The organism is Brevundimonas sp. FV1ye7S, from assembly GCF_058680995.1.
Genome location: NZ_CM178726.1, coordinates 750597 through 772119, shown reverse-complemented (window position 1 = coordinate 772119; position 21523 = coordinate 750597). Strand labels below are relative to the sequence as shown.

The 21523-nt window shown below is 70.0% G+C and carries 28 protein-coding genes; 4 read left to right on the top strand and 24 right to left on the bottom strand.

What is annotated here, in order from left to right:
* Positions 1-4: 4 nt before the first annotated feature.
* From ACW18C_RS03665 to ACW18C_RS03635, 7 genes are all read right to left on the bottom strand, one after another.
* Positions 5-1300: an adenylosuccinate synthase gene (locus ACW18C_RS03665; RefSeq protein WP_035310453.1), complete on the bottom strand. Its 1296-nt coding sequence runs from the start codon at positions 1298-1300 to the stop codon at positions 5-7.
* Between the two features lie 134 nt (positions 1301-1434).
* Positions 1435-2592, bottom strand: coding sequence for a phosphoserine transaminase (locus ACW18C_RS03660; protein ID WP_492072850.1), 1158 nt, complete (start codon positions 2590-2592; stop codon positions 1435-1437).
* 45 nt (positions 2593-2637) lie between these two features.
* Entirely contained in the window at positions 2638-3558 is a 921-nt protein-coding gene (locus tag ACW18C_RS03655; RefSeq protein WP_492072849.1) for a DnaJ C-terminal domain-containing protein, read from the bottom strand.
* A gap of 89 nt (positions 3559-3647) precedes the next feature.
* Positions 3648-7376 carry a baseplate multidomain protein megatron gene (locus ACW18C_RS03650; RefSeq protein WP_492072847.1) on the bottom strand — a complete coding sequence of 1243 codons (3729 nt, stop codon included), beginning with the start codon at positions 7374-7376 and terminating at the stop codon, positions 3648-3650.
* 167 nt (positions 7377-7543) lie between these two features.
* The gene (locus ACW18C_RS03645; RefSeq protein ID WP_492072846.1) at positions 7544-7960 is read right to left on the bottom strand and encodes an NlpC/P60 family protein; all 417 of its coding nucleotides are present in this window, start codon (positions 7958-7960) and stop codon (positions 7544-7546) included.
* Positions 7961-8139: 179 nt separating this feature from the next.
* Complete coding sequence (locus ACW18C_RS03640; RefSeq protein WP_492072845.1) at positions 8140-8784, bottom strand: phage/gene transfer agent baseplate hub protein; 645 nt, start codon at positions 8782-8784, stop codon at positions 8140-8142.
* A gap of 109 nt (positions 8785-8893) precedes the next feature.
* Positions 8894-9505 (bottom strand): phage distal tail protein, Rcc01695 family, encoded by a 612-nt coding sequence (locus ACW18C_RS03635; RefSeq protein ID WP_492072844.1) that lies wholly within the window; start codon positions 9503-9505, stop codon positions 8894-8896.
* A 97-nt stretch (positions 9506-9602) separates the two neighbouring features.
* Here ACW18C_RS03635 and ACW18C_RS03630 point away from each other — a divergent pair, with 97 nt between their 5' ends.
* A complete protein-coding gene (locus ACW18C_RS03630; RefSeq protein ID WP_492072842.1) occupies positions 9603-10304 on the top strand; it encodes a DUF805 domain-containing protein in 702 nt (233 codons plus the stop codon).
* A 53-nt stretch (positions 10305-10357) separates the two neighbouring features.
* On the opposite strand, the gene ACW18C_RS03625 is transcribed toward ACW18C_RS03630, so the two are convergent.
* From ACW18C_RS03625 to ACW18C_RS03590, 8 genes are all read right to left on the bottom strand, one after another.
* Entirely contained in the window at positions 10358-10888 is a 531-nt protein-coding gene (locus tag ACW18C_RS03625; protein ID WP_372705247.1) for a phage tail tape measure protein, read from the bottom strand.
* The gene (locus ACW18C_RS03620) at positions 10878-11066 is read right to left on the bottom strand and encodes a phage tail assembly chaperone (protein WP_492072841.1); all 189 of its coding nucleotides are present in this window, start codon (positions 11064-11066) and stop codon (positions 10878-10880) included. Before ACW18C_RS03620 ends, ACW18C_RS03625 begins: the two co-directional genes overlap by 11 nt.
* The gene (locus ACW18C_RS03615) at positions 11063-11401 is read right to left on the bottom strand and encodes a GTA-gp10 family protein (RefSeq protein WP_492072840.1); all 339 of its coding nucleotides are present in this window, start codon (positions 11399-11401) and stop codon (positions 11063-11065) included. Before ACW18C_RS03615 ends, ACW18C_RS03620 begins: the two co-directional genes overlap by 4 nt.
* Positions 11398-11808 (bottom strand): phage major tail protein, TP901-1 family, encoded by a 411-nt coding sequence (locus tag ACW18C_RS03610; RefSeq protein WP_035311442.1) that lies wholly within the window; start codon positions 11806-11808, stop codon positions 11398-11400. The genes ACW18C_RS03615 and ACW18C_RS03610 overlap by 4 nt, the downstream gene beginning before the upstream one ends.
* Before the next feature lie 114 nt (positions 11809-11922).
* Positions 11923-12333 carry a DUF3168 domain-containing protein gene (locus ACW18C_RS03605; RefSeq protein WP_492072837.1) on the bottom strand — a complete coding sequence of 137 codons (411 nt, stop codon included), beginning with the start codon at positions 12331-12333 and terminating at the stop codon, positions 11923-11925.
* Positions 12330-12626 carry a phage head-tail adapter protein gene (locus ACW18C_RS03600; RefSeq protein WP_492072836.1) on the bottom strand — a complete coding sequence of 99 codons (297 nt, stop codon included), beginning with the start codon at positions 12624-12626 and terminating at the stop codon, positions 12330-12332. The genes ACW18C_RS03605 and ACW18C_RS03600 overlap by 4 nt, the downstream gene beginning before the upstream one ends.
* 8 nt (positions 12627-12634) lie before the next feature.
* Complete coding sequence (locus tag ACW18C_RS03595; RefSeq protein WP_492072835.1) at positions 12635-12901, bottom strand: head-tail connector protein; 267 nt, start codon at positions 12899-12901, stop codon at positions 12635-12637.
* A gap of 173 nt (positions 12902-13074) precedes the next feature.
* On the bottom strand, positions 13075-14328 hold the full coding sequence (locus tag ACW18C_RS03590) for a phage major capsid protein (protein ID WP_492072834.1): 1254 nt from the start codon (positions 14326-14328) through the stop codon (positions 13075-13077).
* A 125-nt stretch (positions 14329-14453) separates the two neighbouring features.
* On the opposite strand from ACW18C_RS03590, the gene ACW18C_RS03585 reads away from it, so the two are divergent.
* The 3 genes from ACW18C_RS03585 (at position 14454) to ACW18C_RS03575 (ending at position 15949) form a co-directional block, all read left to right on the top strand.
* Positions 14454-14834, top strand: coding sequence for a hypothetical protein (locus ACW18C_RS03585; RefSeq protein WP_492072833.1), 381 nt, complete (start codon positions 14454-14456; stop codon positions 14832-14834).
* A gap of 117 nt (positions 14835-14951) precedes the next feature.
* Positions 14952-15371 (top strand): DUF4844 domain-containing protein, encoded by a 420-nt coding sequence (locus tag ACW18C_RS03580; protein WP_492072832.1) that lies wholly within the window; start codon positions 14952-14954, stop codon positions 15369-15371.
* A 137-nt stretch (positions 15372-15508) separates the two neighbouring features.
* Entirely contained in the window at positions 15509-15949 is a 441-nt protein-coding gene (locus ACW18C_RS03575; RefSeq protein ID WP_492072830.1) for a hypothetical protein, read from the top strand.
* A gap of 24 nt (positions 15950-15973) precedes the next feature.
* Here ACW18C_RS03575 and ACW18C_RS03570 read toward each other — a convergent pair whose 3' ends face one another.
* From ACW18C_RS03570 to ACW18C_RS03530, 9 genes are all read right to left on the bottom strand, one after another.
* The gene (locus ACW18C_RS03570) at positions 15974-16375 is read right to left on the bottom strand and encodes an HK97 family phage prohead protease (RefSeq protein WP_492072828.1); all 402 of its coding nucleotides are present in this window, start codon (positions 16373-16375) and stop codon (positions 15974-15976) included.
* A 179-nt stretch (positions 16376-16554) separates the two neighbouring features.
* Positions 16555-16782 (bottom strand): hypothetical protein, encoded by a 228-nt coding sequence (locus tag ACW18C_RS03565; protein ID WP_008260383.1) that lies wholly within the window; start codon positions 16780-16782, stop codon positions 16555-16557.
* Entirely contained in the window at positions 16779-17948 is a 1170-nt protein-coding gene (locus ACW18C_RS03560) for a phage portal protein (protein ID WP_492072827.1), read from the bottom strand. Before ACW18C_RS03560 ends, ACW18C_RS03565 begins: the two co-directional genes overlap by 4 nt.
* A 201-nt stretch (positions 17949-18149) precedes the next feature.
* Entirely contained in the window at positions 18150-18626 is a 477-nt protein-coding gene (locus ACW18C_RS03555) for a phage terminase large subunit family protein (protein WP_492072825.1), read from the bottom strand.
* 51 nt (positions 18627-18677) lie between these two features.
* Entirely contained in the window at positions 18678-19319 is a 642-nt protein-coding gene (locus tag ACW18C_RS03550; RefSeq protein ID WP_492072824.1) for a terminase large subunit domain-containing protein, read from the bottom strand.
* Entirely contained in the window at positions 19291-19719 is a 429-nt protein-coding gene (locus ACW18C_RS03545) for a hypothetical protein (RefSeq protein ID WP_492072822.1), read from the bottom strand. The genes ACW18C_RS03550 and ACW18C_RS03545 overlap by 29 nt, the downstream gene beginning before the upstream one ends.
* Before the next feature lie 228 nt (positions 19720-19947).
* On the bottom strand, positions 19948-20421 hold the full coding sequence (locus ACW18C_RS03540) for a YcgN family cysteine cluster protein (RefSeq protein ID WP_008259885.1): 474 nt from the start codon (positions 20419-20421) through the stop codon (positions 19948-19950).
* Positions 20422-20532: 111 nt separating this feature from the next.
* Positions 20533-20871, bottom strand: a complete 339-nt coding sequence (locus tag ACW18C_RS03535) for a DMT family transporter (protein WP_492072821.1) — start codon at positions 20869-20871, stop codon at positions 20533-20535.
* Positions 20868-21446: a TetR/AcrR family transcriptional regulator gene (locus ACW18C_RS03530; protein ID WP_492072820.1), complete on the bottom strand. Its 579-nt coding sequence runs from the start codon at positions 21444-21446 to the stop codon at positions 20868-20870. The genes ACW18C_RS03535 and ACW18C_RS03530 overlap by 4 nt, the downstream gene beginning before the upstream one ends.
* Positions 21447-21523: the final 77 nt, after the last annotated feature.

Below are 21523 nucleotides of genomic sequence, written 5' to 3'. Positions count from 1 at the left end.
GCCCTCAGCCCTGGAAGGGATCTCGCATCAGGATTGTGTCGTCCCGTTCCGGGCTGGTCGACAGCAGGGCCACCGGCGCGCCGATCAGTTCCTCGATCCGACGCACATATTTGATGGCGTTGGCGTTGATGTCCTTGAAGCTGCGGACCCCGGCGGTGCTTTCGCTCCAGCCTTCCAGTTCCTCGAACACCGGCTCGGCGGCGGCCTGGGCCTTCAGGCTGGACGGCAGATAATCCAGAACTTCGCCATCGACCTTGTAGCCGACGCAGATCTTCAGCGTCTTCAACCCGTCCAGCACGTCCAGCTTGGTCAGGGCGATGCCGTCGATGCCGTTGATCGCCACCGACTGGCGCACCAGCACGGCGTCGAACCAGCCGCAGCGCCGCGCCCGGCCCGTATTCACCCCGACCTCGCGGCCGACAGTCGCGAGATGCTGTCCGACCTCGTCATCCAGCTCGCAGGCGAACGGGCCTTCGCCGACGCGGGTCGTATAGGCCTTCACGATGCCCAGCACATAGCCGACGCCGCGCGGCCCGACGCCCGACCCCGCCGCCGCCTGTCCGGCCACGGTGTTGGAGCTGGTCACGTAAGGGTAGGTGCCGTGATCGACGTCCAGGAAGGCGCCCTGCGCGCCTTCGAACAGCACCCGCTTGCCGTCCTTCTGCGCCTGGTCCAGCACGCGCCAGGCCGGCTTCACATAGGGCAGGATCTTGGGCGCGATCTCCAGCAGCGACGCCAGCAGCGCCTCCGGGTCGATCGGCTCCAGCCCCAGGCCCGCCCGCAGCGGGTCATGGTGCGAGCGCAGACGCTCGATCTTGACCTTCAGGTCGTCTTCATTGGCCAGGTCGCACACCCGGATGGCGCGCCGACCGACCTTGTCCTCATAGGCTGGGCCGATGCCGCGCCCGGTCGTGCCGATCTTGGCCCCCGGCGCACTGGCCGCCGCCTCGCGCGCCACGTCCAGGGCCGGATGGATGGGCAGGATAAGACAGGCGTTGTCGGCGATGGTCAGGATATCGGGGCTGATGGCCACGCCCTGGGCCTCGATCTTCTCGATCTCGCCCACCAGGTGCCAGGGATCCACGACCACGCCGTTGCCGATGATCGACGGCTTGCCCTGCACCACGCCGCTGGGCAGCAGAGCCAGCTTGTAGACCTTGCCGTCCACGACCAGCGTATGGCCCGCATTGTGACCGCCCTGGAACCGCACGACCATGTCGGCGCGGTTGGACAGCCAGTCCACGATCTTGCCCTTGCCCTCGTCGCCCCACTGGGCGCCGACCACCGCTACGTTCGCCAAAGTCCGTACTCCGCCTTAGCGTTCTCCTCGGAGACCGCGTCAAAACCAGCTGGCGCCGCCTCATCGCGACGATCTGAATGCGGGCGCAGCCTATAGCGAGGGAATCATCCGATGTCGTCCCGAACCGTCGTATTTTACGACAGTTCCCCCACCGCCGCCTCGAACGCCCACTCCAGCCACGGCGTCGCCGTGACCACATCCGCGACCTCGACCGTGCAGCCGCACCACAGCCTCAGTCCCGGCGGCGCGTTGCGGTGGGGCTCCATGTCGAACACGGCCGCCTCGCCTTCCAGCAGGGCCTTGAACCGCATGACGAAGGCCTTCTGCGCCTTGGCGTCCAGAACGGCTATGCGTGGGTCGGTGAACTTCAGACAGACCGAGGTGGTTGAGCGGATCTCGGGCCGTTCAGGCAGGAAATCGATCCAGTCGGTCCGCGCCACCCATTCGGCCAGGGCGGCGTAGTTCGCGTCCGTTCGCCGGATCAATTCGCTCAAGCCCCCGATCCCCTGCGCCCACTCCAGGGCGTCGATCCAGTCCTCGATGGTCAGGATCGAGAAGGTGTTGATCGCCACCCCCTGCCCCAGGGCCCGGTCGAACCCCTTGCCGTCCGTCAGCCGCAGCAGTTTGGGAATAGCCCGATCCGGCCGGTACGTGTCCAGCCGCGCCACCGCGCGCGGCGACAGGGCCATCACGCCGATGCCCGCCTCTCCGCCCAGCGCCTTCTGGAAGCTGAAGGTCACGACATCCAGCTTCTCCCACGGCAAGGCCATGGCGAAGGCGGCCGAGGTGGCGTCGCAGATGGCCAGCCCCTCCCGGTCGTCGGCGATCCAGTCGGCGTCCGGCACCCGCACGCCCGAGGTCGTGCCGTTCCACGGAAACACCACGTCCTTGGACCAGTCGGCCTGGCTCAGGTCCGGCAGTTCGCCCCAGGGCGCCGTCAGCGCCTCCGGCTCCAGCCCCAGATGGTCCTTCACGTCCGCCAGCCAGGTCAGGCCGAAATTCTCGAACGCCACCACCTGCACCGGCCGCGCCCCCAGCATGCCCCACAGGGCCGCCTCGACCGCCCCGGTGTCGGACCCGGGCGTATAGACCAGCACATGGCTCTCCGGGACTTCCAGCACCGCCCGCGTCAGCCGCAGGCCATGGGCGAACCGCTCCACCACCTCCGGCGCGCGAATGCCCCGCCCCAACAGGTCCTGCGGCAGGCCCGCCAGACTATAGCCGGGCCGTTTGGCCGTCGGCCCGGCCGAAAACCACGGCCGCGCCGGCTTCACATCAGGCTTTGCGATCATGGCTCTCCCCTTGCGCGACCGCGCTTCATGCGGCTTGGGCGCGGCTCAACGCCCCGGCGTATACGGCCGCTTGGCGCGCCAGTCTTCGGCGAATTTAGTCAGGGCCGCGTCTGGCTCGTCCGGCAGGGTCACGACCAGCCGCGCCAGCAGATCCCCGCGCCGCCCCTGGGCGAAGGCCCCGCGCCCTTTCAGCCGCAGCAGCTTGCCCGAGTTGGAGCCGGCCGGAATCGTCATCTGCACCGCGCCCTCGGGCGTCGGCACCCGCACCTTGGCGCCCAGCACCGCATCGGGCACCGACACCGGCAGGTCCATGGTCAGGTCCGCCCCGTCGCGCTTGTAGATCGGATGCGGCTCGATCTTCAGCTCGATCAGGGCGTCGCCGTTCTCGGCCCCGCGTCCGGGCGATCCCTGTCCGCGCAGGCGAATGGTCTGGCCGTCCGCCGCCCCCTTGGGAATGGTCACATCCAGGGTCCGGCCGTCCGAGAACTGGATTCGCTTGGTCGCCCCGGCGATGGCGTCTTCCAGACTGATGTCCAGCGTCGCCTTGACGTCCTGGCCGCGCGCGGTGAAGTCCCGCGCGCCCCGCTGGCGTCCGCCGCCCCCGAACATGCCGAACAGTTCGTCCAGATCGACGCCTTCGAAATTGGCCCGGCCGCCCGGCCCGCCGCCGAACCCGCCGCCCGCGCCGCCGAACGGGCTCCCGCCCGGCCGCGCGCCGCCGCTGAAGCCGCGATATTGCTCGTTGCCGTCGTTATCCAACTGGCCAGCGTCAAACTTGGCGCGTTTCTCGGCGTCGCCCAGAATGTCGAAGGCCGCCGTCACCCGCTTGAACTTGTCCTCGGTGATCTTGTCGCCGGGGTTCTTGTCGGGGTGCAGCTCCTTGGCCAGCTTGCGGAACGCCTTCTTGATCTCGTCCGCGCTCGCGCCCTTCGAAACGCCCAGTTCCTTGTAGGGATCGCCTGCCACGTGCGTTGCCGCTCCAACTGAAAACACCAAGAGGCCGTCAGTTAAGCCATGCTCCCGCCCCCGCAAAGGGCCGGACCCGGCATATTTGCTCAGATCAGGCCGATTTCCGCCTCCACGCCCCAGCCGAACCCCTCGCCCCACTGCGCAATGCCGATCCGCGCCGTCGGCGTCACGCCCCCAGGAAAGTCCGCCCCCATATCGGCTGCGGAATACAGGAGCGTCGTCCCTTCGACCTCCATCGTTCGCCGCACGTCTTCGGCGTCCGTCACCCGCACCCGGAACCGCATCGGATCCACCCCCGCAGGCTCCCCGTCCCATCCGTCCCCATACAGGCGCACGCGCGGCGTCCACCGCACCGTCCATCCTTCCGCACCGGCCTCCACAATCAGCCCCGCCGGCGACCACGGCCGGGCGTACAGGCCCTGCAAGGTGAAGCCGGCCTCGCGAAACCCCGCCCCGCCCGGCGCCGCCCCCGCCGGTCCGACGCGACAGATCAGCGGCAGACCCCGTTCATTGCGCCCGATTTCGGCCCGCGCCAGCCGTTCGTCCAGAAACACCGCCACCGATCCCGCCGCCGCCCCGGCCTGCATCTCGACCTCGGTGCCCTGCTGTCCGCGCAACAGGCCCGTCAGCCGCCAGGTGTCCGCCCCGACCAGGGTCGCCGACCGATATTGCACCACCTCCCACCCCGCCGCCGTCTCGACCGCCAGGGCGTTGGCCCCGCCCAGCACCGCCAGCGCCGAGGCGCTCTGCGGCGCCGCCCCCTCGACCCGCACCGTCAGCGCCTGAACCTCGTCCCAGCGATGGCGAACCCCCGGCCCCAGCGGCTGGACCAGAACCCCGACCGTCGCCGCCGTCTCCAAGTCGCCCCGCGCCGTCAGAGTCTCCGCCCCGACCCCGGCGTGCAGCCGCATCGGCCGCCACGGCTCAGCCGCCGCCGCCACGACCGGCCGCCCGTCGTCCTCGCCCCCCATCAGGGGCGGCAGGTCCATCACCCGCACGAAGGGCGCCCCGACCACGGCCGGCGCCTCGCCGCCGCGCCCGCCGGCCTGATCCTCAAAGGTCCGCCGGACCCCGACCGGCTCCAGCACCGCCGACGGCGTCTCGTCCGCCGTCGTCCGCGTCACCCGCCAGTCGCCCTCGCGGCCCTCCAGCCGCACCACATCTCCCGGCTCCAGCCGCAAGGCCTCCAGCGGCCCCAGCGCCAGGGTCGTCGTCTCCGCCCCAGCCCCGTCCAGGGCCCGCTCCGCCGCCGCCCGCGCCAGACCGCCGCCACACGCCAGCGGCAGATCCAGATCCACCCCGCCGCCGGTCGCGGGCTCACCGATGTCCGTCCGCACGACCACCGCGCCGGTCTGATAGTCGGCCGTCTCGTCGATAAACCGCACCCTCGCCTCGCCGGGCCGCGGCTCCAGCGCGCGCGTCGCCGTCTCCGCCGCCCCCTGTTCCGGCAGAGCCAGGGCCTTGCGCGCCAGATCGGCGCAGGTCGCCGTCCGCCCCAGCACCGCCACCCGCCCGTCCCGCTCGGCCGCCACCGCATCGAACGCCGCCAGCAGCGGCTCCAGCGCATCGCGCGTCCGCATCGGCCGGTCGATCACATAGCCGGCCGCCGCCCCCTCGACGCCCTCCACCGACATTTCATCAGCCGCCAGACCGCCCCACGCCAGCACCGCCGCGATCAGGTCGCGCCCGTCCCCCGCCAGCCGTCCGTTCAGCCAGTGCCCGGCCCGCCACGCCCCGGCATCCGCCCAGACGTCCCCCCGCGCCGGAAAGGCCGGATAGGGCCGCGCGTCCCAGCACCAGGCGTCCGCCCCCGCCAGCATCCGCCCGCCATAGACCGCCGACACCGGATTGTTCTCCGCCGCCGCATAATGCCCCAGCACCGCCTCCAGCGCCGCCCGCTGCACCGCGTCGTCGCGCGCGCCGGTCGATCCCGGCGGCAGACGGCTCTCGCTGCTCTTGGGGTCCTGAAACAGGTTCGGCGCATTGCCGCCCCGGTCCACCGCCGCACAGCCGAACTCCGACAACCGCACCGGCTTCATGCCGGGAATCCAGGCCGTCGGCGTCGCCGACCGCGCGCCGCCCGGCCGATCATGATGGAAGTTCGACCACCACCCCTTCAGGTCCTTGGGTCGGAACAGCCAGTCCTCGCCGTGCGCCGTATCGACGATGGGCGTCCTGGCCTGCGCCGCCCGGTCGGTCGCGCCTGCATAGAACCAGTCGAACCCCTCGCCGCCCGCGACGCCCGCCGCCAGATAGGCCGGGTCCGCCGCCCCATCGAACACCGCGGAATCCACCCCGCCGTCGCCCTCGCGCCAGTCGGTCAACGGCGGATACCAGTCGATCGACACATGATCGATATTCGTATCGGCCCACAGCGGGTCCAGGTGAAACACCACCTCCCCGCCCGACTGCCGCCCGAAATATTCGCTCCAGTCGGCCGCATAGGACAGCTTCACCCCCGGCCCGACCACCGCCCGGCACTCCGCCGCCAGCGCCCGGAACTGCGCCACCGCCGGAAAGGCCCCGGCCGCATCCCGCGTCCAGGTCACGCCCCGCATCTCCGACCCGATCAACAGGCCGTCCGCCCCTTCCTCGGCCGCGATCCGGGCATAGTGCAGCGCCATCCGCCGCAGCCCCCAATCGTCCGCCCCGCCGAACAGGGCCGCGATCTCCGCCGTCGCCCCCGCCCCGTCCACACCCGCCACCCGTCCGCGCCACGGATAGCCGGGGCAATCCATGAAGACGAACGGATACAGCGTCACCTCCAGCCCCCGCGCCTTCAGCTCGCGGATCGCCTGCCGCACGCTCTCGTCCGACGGCGTCCCGCCATAGGCCGGGGCAGATCCTCCCCCGCTGGGGGAGGTGTCGGCGAAGCCGACGGAAGGGGCCCGACTGACCTCGTACGCCTCATGCCTTTCCACGCCCGCCACCGACCAGTCCATCGGTTCGGTCGGCTTGTCGCGCCGCTCCACCCCCGGCCGCACCCGGCAACGCCCGGCCCGCAGATCATCCCCGAACCAACCTGTCACCAGACTGACCCGTTTCAGATTCGGCAGCTGCGCCTGCAGCTGGTCCAGCGACACGACCAGGTCCGCCCGGCCCTCGCCGTTGTGGACATTCTCCGCCGCCGTCCGCGTCAACCCCTCGCGCCGCATCACCGCCTCGGTCGCCAGGGCGAACTCCCCCGCGCCGGGGATCAGACACACCCCCTCCAGCATATCCTCCAGCCGCGCCCGTTCCCCGCGCGGTCGCCGGAACACCTCGAAACTCAACTGCGGAACCCGGTCCCCGAACGGCCCCAACGGCAGGTCCTCGAACACCACATAGGCCGTGCCCCGATAGGCGGGCGCCGCCCCTTCGACCGCCTCGATCAGCGGATCGGGCGTCTGGTCCTCGCCCCCGCGATACACCCGCATCGCCACGCCGTTCAGGTCCATCAACCGCCCGTCGGCCCAGACCCGGCCGATCCCGTCGATCTCCCCCTCGCACAGGGCCACGGCGAAGCTCAGCGAATAGACATAGTCGACCGTCTTCGGCCCGCCCTTGCCCGCCCGTCCCTTGGCCTTGTCCTCCAGGAACCGCGCCGCCCAGATCACCTGCCCCGTCACCCGCGCCCGCCCGAACACACAGGCCATCGGCGCCCCTTCCGCCGTCCCCTGCACCTTCAGGGTCTCCAGCCTCGGCCCGACCTGCCGCGCCGGCGACAGCGACCCGACCACCCGATTGTCGATCGCCCGCCCGATCGTCGCCCCGATCACCCGCCCGACCGGCCCCCCGACCGACTGCCCCACCGCGCTCAGTACGACTTGCGCCATCTACGCCTCCTCAAATCGTCTCCCTCCCCCGCGGGGGAGGGGGGCCGCGCAGCGGCCGGGTGGGGGCGGCCCGGCAAGGCCGCACGGACCGAGCGTGTATCGCCTTGCCCGCCCCACCCGGTCTCGCCTACGGCTCGCCTGCCCTCCCCGGTCGGGGAGGGAGATATTCAATCCGGAAACCGGAACACCGCCGCCAAACGCCTACGCCACCACATCCCCATCCAGCTCTCCACCACCGCCCGTCCCCAATAGGCGTGGACCATCCTCGGCTCCGGCCCGCCGCAGTCGCTCAGGATGGCGCAGTGTTTCACCGCCGCCCCCGCCGACATCCGGAACAACAGCACGTCCCCCGCCCGCATCGCCTCGACCGGAACCGGCTTCAGCCACCGCCCCGCCGCCTCCAGCAGGGTCTCGCGCCCGCCGGTCTCGGCCCAGTCCGGCGAATAGGCGGGCAGCCCCTCCGGCTCCTCGCCCACCACTTCGCGCCACACCCCGCGCACCAGCCCCAGACAGTCCGCCCCCACGCCCTTCATGCTGGCCTGATGCCGATACGGCGTCCCCAGCCAGGCCCGCGCAACAACCACCGCCGCCGCACGCGCCTCTCCCTCCCCCTGCGGGGGAGGGGGGGCGAGCCGGAGGCGAGACCGGGTGGGAAGGGCCAGGCGACCCGCGCCCGCTGCCCCTGCCGCCCCCACCCCGTCATCGCTGCGCGCTGACGCCCCTCCCCCGCAGAGGGAGGGAGAAATCACCGTCGTCGCCCCCCTCACCGCCGGCTCCCGCCGTCGTTCCGCGCGCCTCCCGCCGGATAGGCCGTCAGGAAGTCATCCCCCGGCACGTCCGCGAACCCCCGGAAATTCACCCCATTCCCGAACGTCCCGACACAGGTCTCCCACCGCTTGTCACAGCGCCGCCCCGCCGCCGCGATCCCGCACCGTTCATCCCCCAGCCGCGCGTCGCACATCCGGCCATAGGTTCGCCCGACCACCCGCTCCAGCTTCGACAGCGGCCCTTCCAGATCGGCCAGGAACCGCCCCTCCTCGCGCCGCATCCGCGCCAGGGTCCCGGCCCACAGCCGAACCTTCAAATCTGGCTCCGACCAGTCCACCCGCCACAGCTCGACCTTCGCCCCGTCGAACAGGCCCGCCGCCACATCCGCCTCGGTGATCGCCGCGTCATCCAGCGCGCCCGCCGCCGAAACAGCGCCCGCCGCCAGACCCACGGCGCTCTCAGCCGCCCCGGCGGTCCAGCCGCTCCCGGCCCGACAGACCACCCCGTCCACCACCAAATCCCGGTCGTGATCGGTGAACCCCGTCACCGCCCCGTCGGCCCGCTCCAGCCGCCAGACATGACAAAGCCTCGCCGCCCCGCTCTCGATGCGGGCGGCCATTTCGTCCGGTATGTCTCTCATCGTCACCTCTGTCGTGAGGGCTTGACTCGTGAATCGTGAATCGTGAGCGGCGGCCTGCCGAGCCACGCCGCCCCTCTCCTCACCATTCACCACTCACCATTCACCCGCTTCAGACCCGCACCTCGATCAGCGGAACCGCCGCCATCCGCCCGGCGTCGAAACTCTCCAGGGTCGTCTCGATCCGGTCCGTGTCGAACCGCACCGGGGTGTCGAACTGAAAGCCCGCCGTCACCGCAGCGCCCGCCGCCGGCGGGACCGCCAGGCTCACCGCCCCGGTCGCCGCGTCCACCGCAAAGCCCGAAGTCTCGACGCCCCCGACCGCGACCCTGACCGTCCCCTCGACCGGCTTGACGATCGACCGCTCCACGTCGCCATAGGCCTTGATCAGCGGGAACACCGTCCGCACCCCGTCGCCGACGCCCAGCGCCTGATCCCCCGCCGAGACCGTCCCGCTGGGCGCGCACGACTTGAAATCGGCGAAGTCCTTGAACCGGAACCCGTACAGCCGCCCCCGCCGCGCCTCGAAGAAGGCGATCAGCGCCGCCATGTCGTCCAGCGACCTCAGGTTCGCCCCGATCAGGTACCGCCGACGCCCCATCGCCCAGGGGCTGGACCGCCGCTCGAATCCGGAGCCCAGGGTGGTGATCTCCGTCCTTCGCTCGACCCCGCCGGTCGAGCCGAAGGCCAGCCGCGCGGGCAGCCGCACCTCATGGAAGTCCATCCGAACCTGTCCCCTGTTTCACTTGTTCGCAGAGCGCCGCTCGTCCATGCTCGCCCCATCGCGGTCGCAATGGCCGTATCGAGACGGGAGCGAAGACTTGCGCGGCGAAATCCTCAGCTATGACACCACGGCCGGAGCCGGCCTGATCAGCGGCGACGACGGCGCGCGCTACAGTTTCGTCTCATCCAGCCTTCAGTCGCCGGCCGTGCCCGCCGCCGGCGTCCGCGTCGACTTCGTGCCCGAAGGCGAAGAGGCGACACAGATCCTGATCCTGGCCGGCGCCCCCTCGACCGTCGGCGTCGCCGGCGGTCTGTCCGCCTCGACCGACACCACCGTCGCCGGCTTTGACTGGCAGAAGCTGTTCCTGTCGTTCGAGGGCCGCGTCCGTCGTAGCCATTTCTGGATCGGCTGGCTGGTCCTGCTGGGCGTCAATGTGGTCATCAGCTGGATCCCCGTCATCAACCTGCTCGGCTTCGTGCTGATCTGGCCGAACCTCGCCATTTCGGTGAAGCGCCTGCACGACATGGGCAAGACCGGCTGGCTGGTCGCCATCCCCTGGGTCGCATCGACCGTCTTCCTGATCATCGGCTTCTTCATGGTGATGGGCGCCGCCATCGCCGGCGGCGTGGGCGCCGACTATTACGAGAACAATCCCGCCGCTCTCTTCGCCATGATGGGACCGGCCGTGGGCGCCTTCGTCCTCGCCGCCCTGGTCCCCCTGGCCTTCCTGCTGTGGATCGGCCTGGTGGAAGGCGATCAGGGCGACAACCGCTTCGGCCCGAACCCCAAGAGCGAATAGCCTCATTGCCTGAGTGACTTCAGCGCCGCCCCGTCCTCGACGGGGCGGCGTTTCTACATCCGCCGCGCCCCCAGGCTGACCGCCCGCGCCAGCATCTGGGCGATCTGGGCCTCGGAGCGCAGCAGGGCCGGGGCCCCGCCGTCCACCGCCACATTGACCGTCACTCCGCCGCCAGAGACGGGGCCGACCTCGCCGCCGGTAGCCGGCCGAAACACCTCCGGCCCGCGCTCTCCGACCAGATAGGCTGCACCGCCCAGCACCGGCCCCCCGTCGGCCCTCGCCCCGCCGAAACTGCTCATCGCCGCCTGGATCGCCGCGCTCAGTCCGCCGCCCGATCCGCCCGACCCCGCCGCCGCGTTCACCGCATCCAGCACCGCCTTCGCCAGTTCCGACAGCGACACCTCCCCGTCCGCCGCCGCCCGCGCCAGCGACCGGGTCAGACTGTCGCCCGCCCGGCCGAACGCCGCCTCGATGGCGTTGGCCGCATCCTCGGCCGGGCCTTTCAACGCCTCCAGCGCCGCCCCGGCCTCGGCGGTCTTCAGCGGCAGATCCTCGATCCCGCCGCGCCCGAATTCATCCGTCATCCGGCCAGTCCTCCATCAGTTTCGTCAGCCCCGCCCGACCCATCGGCGCCGTTCCGCGCGGCGCCGCGGTCAGCATCCGCCACTCCTTCAGCGACAGCCGCCAGAAGGCTTCGGGCGCTATTCCCATCCGCATCGCCGCCCGCAGCATCTCGCCCCACGGTGTCTGTGCAGACGTCACCGCGCCGCCGCCTCGAACGCCGCCGCCACCGCCCGCGCCGCCTCGCGCGGCTCGACCCCGGCCACATCCGGCGCCGTCTCTCCGCCCCCGCGCAACACCGCCGCCAGCACCACCATCAGATCCCGCGCCGACAGGGCCTTCATCCGCTCCGCCGCCGCCGCCAGTCCCTCGACCCCCAGCCCGGTCTCGATCTCCGCCAACGCGCCCAGGGTCAGACACACCCTGCGCCGCACCCCGCCCAGCACCACCGCCCCCTCCCCGCGCGCGCCAATCTCCCCCCCTTGGGGGGAGAGGGCCGCCCCGCGGCCCGAGGGGGGCCAGTCCCCGCCGCTCATGTCGCAGAAAACCCGATCTCTCCGGCGCTGGCCAAACTCAGCGCAAAGGTCGCCTCCCCCTCGTGCTCGCCGGCGTATTCCAGCGCCGCCACCAGGAACGGCCCCTCCAGCACGCCGAAGTCCGGCACCACCAGCCGCCACCGTTTCGCCGCCTGATCGAAGAAGGCTTCGCGCACCAGGGCGTCCGAAGCCGCATCGCGGAAGATCCCCTGCCCCGACACCGCGGCCGACTTGACCCCAGCCCCCGCCAGCAGCTCGCGCCACCGCCCGGCGCTGTCGCCGTCGGTCGCATCCACCGTCCGCGCATTCAGCGAAATCGTCCGCGCCCTCAACCCCGCCACCGTCGTGAACACGCCCGGCGCGCCCTCGATCTTCAGCAGCATGTCCTTGCCCGCCTGTGCGGTCATTTTCGTCCTCGCTTTGCTCTTGAGTGGCGAGTGGCGAGTGACGAGTGGCGAGGAAAATCGTCGCAGCGGGTCCCCCGATGCGTCCGCCTCCCGAACCCAGCTCGCCACTCGCCACTAACCACTCGCCACTTCCTCGGTCACCGCCCTCAGCCGCACCACCGCATAGGTCCGCCGCCCGTCCCCCGCCCGGAACACGTCGGCGAAATTCGCCCTCAGCGTCGCCGTCCGCACCCCGTCGGCTTCCAGCGTCGTCTCGTGCAGACACGCCCGCACCGCCGCCGCCACCGCCTTGGCTTCTTCCGATCCGGCGAACCGCGACACCCCTGTCAGGGTCAGCCGCTGTTCGACCCCGCCCCCGTCCGCCGCCACCGGTCGGCTCTCGCACCGGCCGATCACCAGATGCGGATGCTCCGCTCCCTCCGGCGCCTGGTCGAACACCCGCCCGCCCACCAGGGCCACAACCGCCGCATCCCCCTTCAGCGCTGCCAGCACCGCCTTCTGCAGCGCGCTTTCATGATCCCTCATCGGCGCCGCTCCAGCCCCAGCTTCACCCGCCCCGGCCGCAGGTCCTGAACCGAGACCACGGCCCAGTCCGCCCCGCCGAACCGCAGCACCCGCCCGACCGTCAGCCGCCCATCGCTCCGCGCCTCGGCCTCCAGGGTCTCGACCGCCCGCCTCTGATCCCCCTCGCCCCGTTCGCTCCGCCGCCGCGCCCCGCATTTCAGCCAGGCCGACCCGACCGCCTCGAACGTCACGCTCCGCCCGCCGTAAGGCGTCTCCGCCTCGACGGGCTGGAACAGCCCCGCCAGCGTCCTCATGCCGGCGCTCACAGCCGCACCACGCGATACGGCGCGACCCAGTCATCGACCGGCTCCACCTGAATCTCGGCGTCCCCCCGCTCATAGGCCCGCAGCACCAGCATCAGGATCGCCAGCCGCAACCCCGCCGGCGAGGTGGAGGTCAGGCTCAGCCCCACATCCCCCTCCACTCGCGCCTGGGCCGCCGCGATCAGGGTCTGGATCAGACCATCCTCCGCCTCGTGCTCGACCCGCAAAAACAGCTTCGCCTCCGCCACCGTCACCGGCTGCGCCATGCAGATCTCCCCCTTCGAATTCAGAACTCTCCCTCCCCCACGGGGGAGGGGCGTCGCGCAGCGACGGGGTGGGGCGGGCCAGGCGACCCGGACTCGGTTTCCCCGCCGCCCCCACCCGGCCGCTCACGCGGCCTGCCCTCCCCCGCAGGGGGAGGGAGAAACGAGCGTCACGATCACCCCGCGCTGAACTTCATCACCTTCACCGCGTCGAAGTTCTGCACCCCGCCGCCGACGCGCTTGGTGGTGTAGAACAGCACATAGGGCTTGGCCGAATAGGGGTCCCTCAGCACCCGCACCCCCGCCCGGTCCACGATCAGATACCCCCGCTGGAAGTCCCCGAACGCGATGGACAGGCTGTTGGCCGCCACATCCGGCATGGTCTCGATCTCGGTGACCGGATAGCCCAGCAGCGACGCCGTCTCGCCCAGCCGCGTCGCCGGCTGCCAGATGTAGTTGCCGTCCGCGTCCTTGAACTTGCGCACGGCCGAGACCGTCTTGCGGTTCATCACGAACCGCCCGTTCGGCCGGTACTGGGCCTTGGGTGCATAGACCAGGTCGATCAGCCGGTCCGCCGGACTGGTCGGGGCGAACCCGCCCGCCGCGCCCGACGCCACAGAACCGATCTGACCCCAGGTCTGGTCCCCGTCCGCCACGGTCGGATAGGTCAGGAAGCCCTTGGGCTTGTTCACCCCGTCGCCGTTGACGAAGGCCTGGGTCTCCTGGGCCGCAAAGGCGTCCTCGACCTCGGCCGCCAGCCATTCGTCCAGATCGACCATGGCGTCGTCAAGCAACGCCTGGGTCGCCGCCGGATTGGCGTACAGATCGGCCGAGGGGAACTCCAGCAGGGCCAGGGTCGCCGGGTCCGTCTCGGGCCGCGCCGCCGTCTCCGCCACCCAGCCGCAGGCCACGCCCGCCGTCGACACCGGCTTTCTGAACACACCCGCCGCCACTGTCCGCACCGTGGCGATCTCGCGCATCGGCGAGGCCGCCATCAGCCGTCGCTCGATGGCCCGCTCGGTCTCATACGGCGCCACATAGCCGCCCGAGGTCGCCCCGCCCGACAGCCCCGCCTTGACCTCCAGCGCGCCAGCCAGTTGAGGCGAGTGGCCGGTCTTCAGATACCCGTCCCACGCCGCCTTCGCCTCCGGCGCGCTCGCCGGCTCGACCGGCTCGCCGCCGATAGTCGGACGCCTGGTCTGGCTCATCACCCGATCCAGCCGCGCCTGCGCCGACGCCACCGCCTGGTCGATGCGCGCCACCTTCTCCTCCAGCAGCACATCGGCCGCCGCCTTCTTCTCGATCTCGCCCAGCCGGGCGTCGTTCGCCCCTTTGAACGCCTCGAACGCCGCCATCATCTCGCGCACGACAGCCTGCGCCCCAGAACCCGCAAGAATGGGCGAGCCGGAAGCCTGTTTGGTCTCTTTCATGATGTCTCCGTTGAATGCGCCCGTCGTCGGCGCCTTGTGATCCGGGCTCGCCCGAAACCTGTGATTGACGGCTGCCGCCCGTCAAAAAGCATGCTACGCCCCGGTCAGATCGGGGAGTTTCACGCATGTTCAGTCTTGTTCTGGCCTTTTCCGGCGCTCTGGCGTTTCAAACCCCGCCGGACGTCTCCACCCTGCCGCCCGAACAGGCCGCGCAGGTCAGCAAGGTCTTCGCCGGCATGACCCGCATGTTCGAAACCCTGGGGACGTGCGAACGTCAGTTCCCGCCCGAAATCGGGGCTCGGATCCGCGCCTCGATGACCGCCGAGACCGACGACCCGGACAAGAAGGCCGCAGCGGCCTTCTTCCGGGACGCCTATGACAAGGGCAAGGCGTCCCCGCGCGCCGCCACCATCTCATCCGACGAATGCACTGCGGAAATGCAGGCCATCACCGCCGAGATGCAGGCGCTCCAGACCGAAATCGAAGCCGCCGCGCCCGAAAGCTGAAGCCGCCGAGTCGCCCCAGGCCGTCGTCCGCCGCGAACGACCGTGACCCTAGCCCCCCGGACACCCGGAATGTCTGAGAGGGGTGGGAAGGGGACATTCCCGTGTTATCGTCTCCCGATGGCAACGATCATTCAAACGCTCCATTTATTGGCTGCCACGTTGTGCAGCATCTCACTGTTGGCATGCCAAGCTGCAGTCGCTGATGAGCCGCACAGCTTAACCCATGACAACCGCGCTGAGCTGGTCGAACTTCGCGCGCAGAACAAATTCCAACCGGACCTGCTGTCTGGCTACACGGGCGCCGATCTGCCTGAGGACGTCGCCCCCCTCAATGCCGCCGTGAATAACCTCATCGACGCGCTTCTTGCTCGACCCGATGGTCCGGTAAGTGACGGCGAGGTTCGAGGACTCGTCGCGAAAGCTATCAACGAAGTTGATCTGTTCGCCACAGAAGACCGCGAGAGGGCTTATCGCTACATAAGGCAGGTATGGAACACATTGGGGTTTGAAGGTGATCCGTTGATCCAGCCGCGCTAGGGCGAGGTCCGCAACGGGTCGATTTCGGCCATGGGCCTCGGCGCCGGAAGGAGCCCTTTAACGCGGAGCCGGAAAGCGATCGTCGCCATCGACCGCTAGGGGTGGTTTGCGGAAGTAGCCTGTGCGAAATTCGTTCGATGCGACGCGACCATCTGCTCTCCATCATTGTCGCCATACCGTTTCTCGTAGCGGTTCCCGGCGTGGCGGACGCTTGTCGCATCGGGCACGATACGGTCATCTTCGAAGAACGCCCTGTCCCCATAGGTCTCGATGACTTCGAAATTCTCGAAGTTCGCTTTCGAAATCACGGTCCGGAAGTGGAGCAATTTAGACTTGAACAGCGCTATATTGTGAATGAATATTCACACCTGTTAGGTCAAAGCCTTATTGGCGCAGCATTTCTGCCCGGCGCATCGGAGGCGACACCTGTCTATGCGACTGAAACCAGCTGCACAGGTACTTTTGATCGTGAGCCGCTGGACACCGAAGCCTATCTCTTCGGTCGCTGGACCGTGCTTCCTAGTGGACGAAAGGCTTTTGTGGCAGGCGGAAACTGGAATAGCCGCTGGCATTTCTAAATGTCCGCAACGGGTCGAACCCCGTCATGGGCCCACCGCCCTAAACCGCGCGCCCGGCAGCATCGGGAAGGTCACCAGCGACACCTCCCACAGTTCCACCCCGCTCAGCACCCGCAGCCGGCCCTGACGCCGCGCCCGCGCCGTCCGGTATCCGATCGACAACCCGTCCATCGCCCCCGCCCGGCTCAAGGCGGCGGCGAAGCGGGCTTCGGGCGACCAGTCCGCGATCCGTCCGCGCACGAACAGGCCGCGCGCGTCCTCGATGATCGTGTCCCAGGTCCCGACCGGCGCCCGCGCGTCGTGCTGGCTCAGCATCCGCACCCCCTCGGCGCCCGTCTTCGCCAGACTGTCCGCAAACGCCCCCGCCTGCACCACATCCCCGTTCAGATCCGCCACGCCCCACAGCGAGGCGTAGCCTTCGATCACCAGCGACCCGCCGCCTCTCCCTCCCCCCGCGGGGGAGGGGGGGCGAGCCGCAGGCGAGACCGGGTGGGAAGGGCCAGGCGATGCATTCCCCGTCTGTGCGGCCTTGCCCTGCCGTCCCCACCCGGTCGCTTCGCGACCCCCCTCCCCCGCAGGGGGAGGGAGAAACCCCCTCTCACTTCTCATCCGCCCTCCAGCCTCCGCTCGATCCGCTCCACCGCCGCCGCCGTCGCCTCCCCTTGCGTCTCCAGCCGCGCCAGCCGTTCGGCCACCAGCCTCTGCTCCCCCACCCTCTGTTCCAGGGTCGCGATCCGCGCCGCCGCGCCCCCCGCCCAGACCAGCCCCCCGACCGTCTGCACCGCCAGGGCGGCGATCAGGGCCGCGACGGCCTTCTTCACCGCATCGCTCATTCGCCTACCCCCGCCATCCGTCGCCGCTCCTCGTTCGTCAGAAAACTCGCCGCCTCCAGCCGCGCCCACAGACTGTCGCGTTCGGCCTGAAGGGCCGGCACGGCCTCAAGGTCAGCCCGCACCTCGCAGCCGGGGAACCGCCCGCCCAGCCAGCCCGTCATCGCCCCCGCCGCCTTGCGCACCAGAGGCACGACCGTCTGTCGCCAGAAGGCGGTGTTGGCCTCGCGATAGTTGGCGTAGGTCGCGTCGCCCGGTATCCCCAGCAGCTGCGGCGGAACCCCGAAGGCCAGGGCGATCTCGCGCGCCGCCGCATGTTTGCCGGCGACGAAATCCATCTCGGCCGGCGTCAGGCTCAGCGGTTTCCAGTCCATCCCGCCCTCCAGCAGGATCGGCCGCCCGGCGTTCTCGGTTCCGGAATAGGCGGACGACAGCTGATCCTTCAGCGCCTCGAACTGCCCGTCCGTCAGCCGCTCGCCCTTCTGCGCCCCATAGACCAGCGCGCCCGACGGCCGCGCCGCATTGTCCAGCAGGGCCTTGTTCCAGGCCCCCGCCGCATTGTGCGCGTCCACCCCCTGCGCCGCCGCCTCCAGCGGCGACAGCCCGTACCAGTCGTCCAGCGGATGCCACAGCTTCAGCTGCATCACCGGCGCCCAGCCGTCGGCGGCCCGCCCGATCCGCGCCGACCGCCCGTCGACGCAATACTCCCACGCCTCGGGCCAGCCCGACCGGCCGGGAACCACCTTCACCCGGTCCGACCGCAGCGCCCACAGCTCCTCCGGGGCCTCGTCCCCGACCGCCTCGACCCAGGCGTTGCCCGACACCTGCAGCGCGCCATAGACCGCCTCCATCAGCTCCGCCCCCGACTGTTCGGGATTGGGCCGGCGGATCAGCCGCGCCAACGGATGGGCCTCGTCCCGCACCCCCTCGACAAAGACCGCAAAGGGCGCCGAGGCCGCCGCCTCCGCGATCATCCGGATACAGCGATAGGCCACCGCATTCTTCTGATACCCCTCGCGCGCCAGGCTGGCGTAGTCGTTGGGCGTCCACCGCGCCCGCCCCACGCCCGACAGCAGCACCGCCGCCCGACTGGCCTTCTCTTCAGGCGCCCCCCGATTTGGCGCACGCCCGCGCCCGCCCTGGCCGAACGGCCACCGGATCGAAACCATCACACTCTCCCTGAAAAGCGGCGTCATGCCGACACACGCTGACTCTCCCTCCCTCTCGGGGGAGGGGGGTCGAGCCGGAGGCGAGACCGGGTGGGAAGGGCCGCGCACCGCATCCCCCACGCCATCCCATCGTCCCCTGCCGCTCCCACCCGGCGGCTTCGCCGCCCCCCTCCCCCGCAGGGGGAGGGAGAAACCAACGCCTCACAACCGCCGGATCCTCGGCCCCTCCGCCGCCTTCCCCAGCATCAGCCGCGACACCGCCCATACCAGGGCGTCGGCCCGGTCCGGGCTCGGCCCGCCGTCGCACCCCAGGGCCAGCATCTCCTCCTCCAGGGCCGGGAAGTCCCCGCAATGCACCACCCGCCCCTGCTCATAGAGCAGGGCCACCGGCTCGGCCCGCGCGGCCTTGGACCGCGAGGCGTGCAGCAGTTCGACCGGCGCCGGACAGTCGGATTGTCTCAGGACGTTGCGCACCATCTCCCCGCCCTGGTTGGCCTCGGCCGCCACCTCCTGCGCGTCGAAATCCCGCGCCGCCCGACACACCGCCGCCGCCCAGCCGCCGGGCGACAGTCCCCGCACCGTCCGGTCGGCCAGGATGAAGGCCCGTCGGTCCTTGCGTCCCGCCACCACGATGCCGCAGGCGTCGCCGTGCGCGCTCGCCGGCGGATCGACCGCCACGATCACCCGGTCCAGCTCGGCTGGCCGGCTTCCCCGCGCCCGTTTCAGATCCTAGACCCCGAACAGGGCGCCCTCGCCTTCGACCACCTGCCCCTCCAGCTCCTGCGCCGCCAGCCGGGTCCCGCCGTACACATCGGTCAGATGGGCCAGAAAGCCCGGCGGCAGATTCTTGGCGTTCAGGGCCGTGGCCGCCCGATCCACCCGCGTCCCCGCCTCGGCCATCAGCCGCCGCAGCGCCGGGATCGGCCGGGGCGTCGTCGTCACCGCCAGCCTGGGATCATCGCCCAGACGCAGGCCGAATCTCAGGTTCGACAGCACCGCCTCGGGCTTGCGCCAGGCGCAGAACTCGTCGGCCCAGGCGGCGTGGAATTGCGGCCCGCGCAGACTGTCCGGATCCTCCGCCGAAAAGGCGTAGGCGGCCGATCCGTTCTTCCACAGCAAGCGCCGCCGCCCCGCCTCCCAGCGCGGCCGGTCGCCCGGTTCGGCCAGGGCCTTGATCCCTGATACGCCCTCGACCATCACCTCGCGCACATCGTGCAGGGCGGGGCCGACCAGGGCCAGATCGACCTTGGACTTGCGCGCCAGGGTGTCGATCCAGACCGACCCGGCGAAGGTCTTCCCCGATCCCCGCCCGCCCAGCAAAAGCCAGGTGGACCAGCCGGGCTTAGGCGGTTCGATCTGGTGATCGTTCACCAGAGCCTTGCGGGCCTCCCGTCTCAGTATGGCCCCATCCAGCTTGTCGATCTCGCTTGCTCTCGATGATCGCTTCGATCCGATCGCAGTTAGCGGCCAACTCGCGTCGCAGTCGCTCGTCCTCTTCGGGGTCGTAGATCCGTCCACCCATCTCGTCCTCTTCGCTGTCTTCGGCCTCGACGCGCGGCCGGATCGCATCCACCAGCTTGGCGGCGCGCGCGATCACCCCGGCGCGACGCGCCAGCTTTTCCGCCTCATCCAGGGTCTCGGGTTCCTCGCTGCAGATCATGTCGGTCGCACGCTCGACCGCCGTCTTCAGCCGTTCGAACAGGGCCGCCAGCCAGCGGCCGCCCGTTCCCGTCTCTTCGCCTTTTCCCGCCATGCCCAAACCATAGCGCACCAGCGTCCTCAGGCTGGAAACTCGCCCCGAGAAAAGCATAAGCGTTTGTATTTAAGCGATTTGGACCAGCGTCATTGTAACAGTTGACGCCGAAAGCCTGACATAACCGGCCTCAAGCAGCGCGAAGCGCGGTAGGCCCAGAAACGTGGCCTCAAGCAGCGCAAAGCGCGATAGGCCCAGAAGCGCGGCCTCAAGCAGCGCGAAGCGCGATAGGCCAGCAAAAAGCCTCTACCCGCGTTCGACCGCCCACTCCGGCGCCTCGAAATCCAGCGCATCCTCCGGCTCGGCCAGCGACAGTTCCGAGATCGTCTGCCCCCGCACCGACACCCCGGCCGTATGCACCGTCTCCGGATCGCCCGAGACCAGCGGATGCCAGGCCGCCAGCGGCCGCCCCTCGTGCAGCCGGCGATAGGCGCAGGACTTGGGCATCCACGCCAGGGCCTGGATATTGTGCGGCGTCAGCTTGATGCAGTCCGGCACCTGGGCCTTGCGGTTCGCATAGTCGGCGCAGGTACAGGCGGCGGAATCGAACAGTTTGCAGTGGACCCGCGTCGGGATCACCGCGCCCGAATCCTCGTCCTCGAACCGGATCACGCAGCACAGGCCGCACCCGTCGCACAGTCCCTCCCACTCGGCCGTGGACATCTCGACCAGGGTCTTGGTTTCCCAATAGGGCTGAAGCGGGGACGGAACGGGGATCATGGGACGGCGCGCCTAATCGGTGGATGCGGCGATCAGATGGCGGCCGCGACTTGGACCGGCCCATAGCATCCCTGTTTCGACAGGTCTCTCCGTTCGCCCACGGCCCCCGGCTCAGTGACCGACGGTCTTTGAGAACAGGTTGATCACCACCACCCCGCCGATGATCATCGCCAGGCCCGCGATCGCCGGCCAATCCAGCCTCTGGCGGAACGCGACCGCCCCGATCACCGAGATCGCCACCACCCCCAGACCGCTCCAGATCGCATAGGCGATCCCCACCGGCATCTGTTTCAGCGCGACCGACAGCAGATAGAAGGCTAGGCCGTAGCAGACCGCCATCCCCGCCGTCGGCCAGACCCGGGTGAACTGCTGGCTCTGCTGCAACAGGGTCGTGCCCACGACCTCCAGCCCGATGGCCCCCAGCAGGGCGGCCCAGGTTATGGGGCTCACGCCTCGTTGGCCGTGATCAGATGGCCGGGCGTCAGCAGCGACAGCAGGGCCCGCCGCTGGTCCAGCGACACCGCATGCGTGCCGAAGATGTCCGACATCCACAGTCCGTCCGCGATAAGCCTCAGCATCAATGCGTCGTCCGCGCCGACCGGGTCGCTGGGATCGTCGATCTTCACCTTGGCGATCCAGCCGTTCCAGCGTTGCACCAGTGTGGGTTCGATGGCGCAGGCGGCCATGACAACCCGTCCGATGCTGATGTCCTGAGGCGTGAAGGGCTCGATCACCGTGGCCCGCAGATAGGCCCGCGCATTCCGGCCATAGGGCTCCGGGTCCCGGGCCGCCTCGGCCAGGACGCTGTCAGTGTGCATTTCCCCCAGATGGTCGATCATCCCCTCCAGCAAGGCGATCTTGCTGGGGAAATGGTGCAGCAAGGCCCCCTTGCTGACCGTCGTCCGCGCCGCCACCGCATCCAGGGTGAAGCCCGACGCCCCCAGTTCGGCGGCGACTTCCAGCGCCTTTTCGATGATTTCGGCCCGGGTGTCGTCGGGGGCGCGGCGGCGTGTCGTGGTGTCCATGACTGCTACATACCGTCTGGACGGTATCTGTCAAATCCCAAAGGCCGTGGCGGATCGACCGTCCCTCCTCTATATGG

Coding starts and splice junctions, on each gene's coding strand:
- ACW18C_RS03625 (WP_372705247.1), bottom strand. CDS start 10,888: ATGACGGATGAATTCGGGCGCGGCGGGATCGAGGATCTGCCGCTGAAG.
- ACW18C_RS03580 (WP_492072832.1), top strand. CDS start 14,952: ATGGCAACGATCATTCAAACGCTCCATTTATTGGCTGCCACGTTGTGC.
- ACW18C_RS03560 (WP_492072827.1), bottom strand. CDS start 17,948: ATGGTTTCGATCCGGTGGCCGTTCGGCCAGGGCGGGCGCGGGCGTGCG.
- ACW18C_RS03590 (WP_492072834.1), bottom strand. CDS start 14,328: ATGAAAGAGACCAAACAGGCTTCCGGCTCGCCCATTCTTGCGGGTTCT.
- ACW18C_RS03600 (WP_492072836.1), bottom strand. CDS start 12,626: ATGAGGACGCTGGCGGGGCTGTTCCAGCCCGTCGAGGCGGAGACGCCT.
- ACW18C_RS03595 (WP_492072835.1), bottom strand. CDS start 12,901: ATGGCGCAGCCGGTGACGGTGGCGGAGGCGAAGCTGTTTTTGCGGGTC.
- ACW18C_RS03640 (WP_492072845.1), bottom strand. CDS start 8,784: ATGAGAGACATACCGGACGAAATGGCCGCCCGCATCGAGAGCGGGGCG.
- ACW18C_RS03650 (WP_492072847.1), bottom strand. CDS start 7,376: ATGGCGCAAGTCGTACTGAGCGCGGTGGGGCAGTCGGTCGGGGGGCCG.
- ACW18C_RS03585 (WP_492072833.1), top strand. CDS start 14,454: ATGTTCAGTCTTGTTCTGGCCTTTTCCGGCGCTCTGGCGTTTCAAACC.
- ACW18C_RS03610 (WP_035311442.1), bottom strand. CDS start 11,808: ATGACCGCACAGGCGGGCAAGGACATGCTGCTGAAGATCGAGGGCGCG.
- ACW18C_RS03615 (WP_492072840.1), bottom strand. CDS start 11,401: ATGAGCGGCGGGGACTGGCCCCCCTCGGGCCGCGGGGCGGCCCTCTCC.
- ACW18C_RS03530 (WP_492072820.1), bottom strand. CDS start 21,446: ATGGACACCACGACACGCCGCCGCGCCCCCGACGACACCCGGGCCGAA.
- ACW18C_RS03575 (WP_492072830.1), top strand. CDS start 15,509: ATGCGACGCGACCATCTGCTCTCCATCATTGTCGCCATACCGTTTCTC.
- ACW18C_RS03605 (WP_492072837.1), bottom strand. CDS start 12,333: ATGAGGGATCATGAAAGCGCGCTGCAGAAGGCGGTGCTGGCAGCGCTG.
- ACW18C_RS03660 (WP_492072850.1), bottom strand. CDS start 2,592: ATGATCGCAAAGCCTGATGTGAAGCCGGCGCGGCCGTGGTTTTCGGCC.
- ACW18C_RS03635 (WP_492072844.1), bottom strand. CDS start 9,505: ATGGACTTCCATGAGGTGCGGCTGCCCGCGCGGCTGGCCTTCGGCTCG.
- ACW18C_RS03565 (WP_008260383.1), bottom strand. CDS start 16,782: ATGAGCGATGCGGTGAAGAAGGCCGTCGCGGCCCTGATCGCCGCCCTG.
- ACW18C_RS03540 (WP_008259885.1), bottom strand. CDS start 20,421: ATGATCCCCGTTCCGTCCCCGCTTCAGCCCTATTGGGAAACCAAGACC.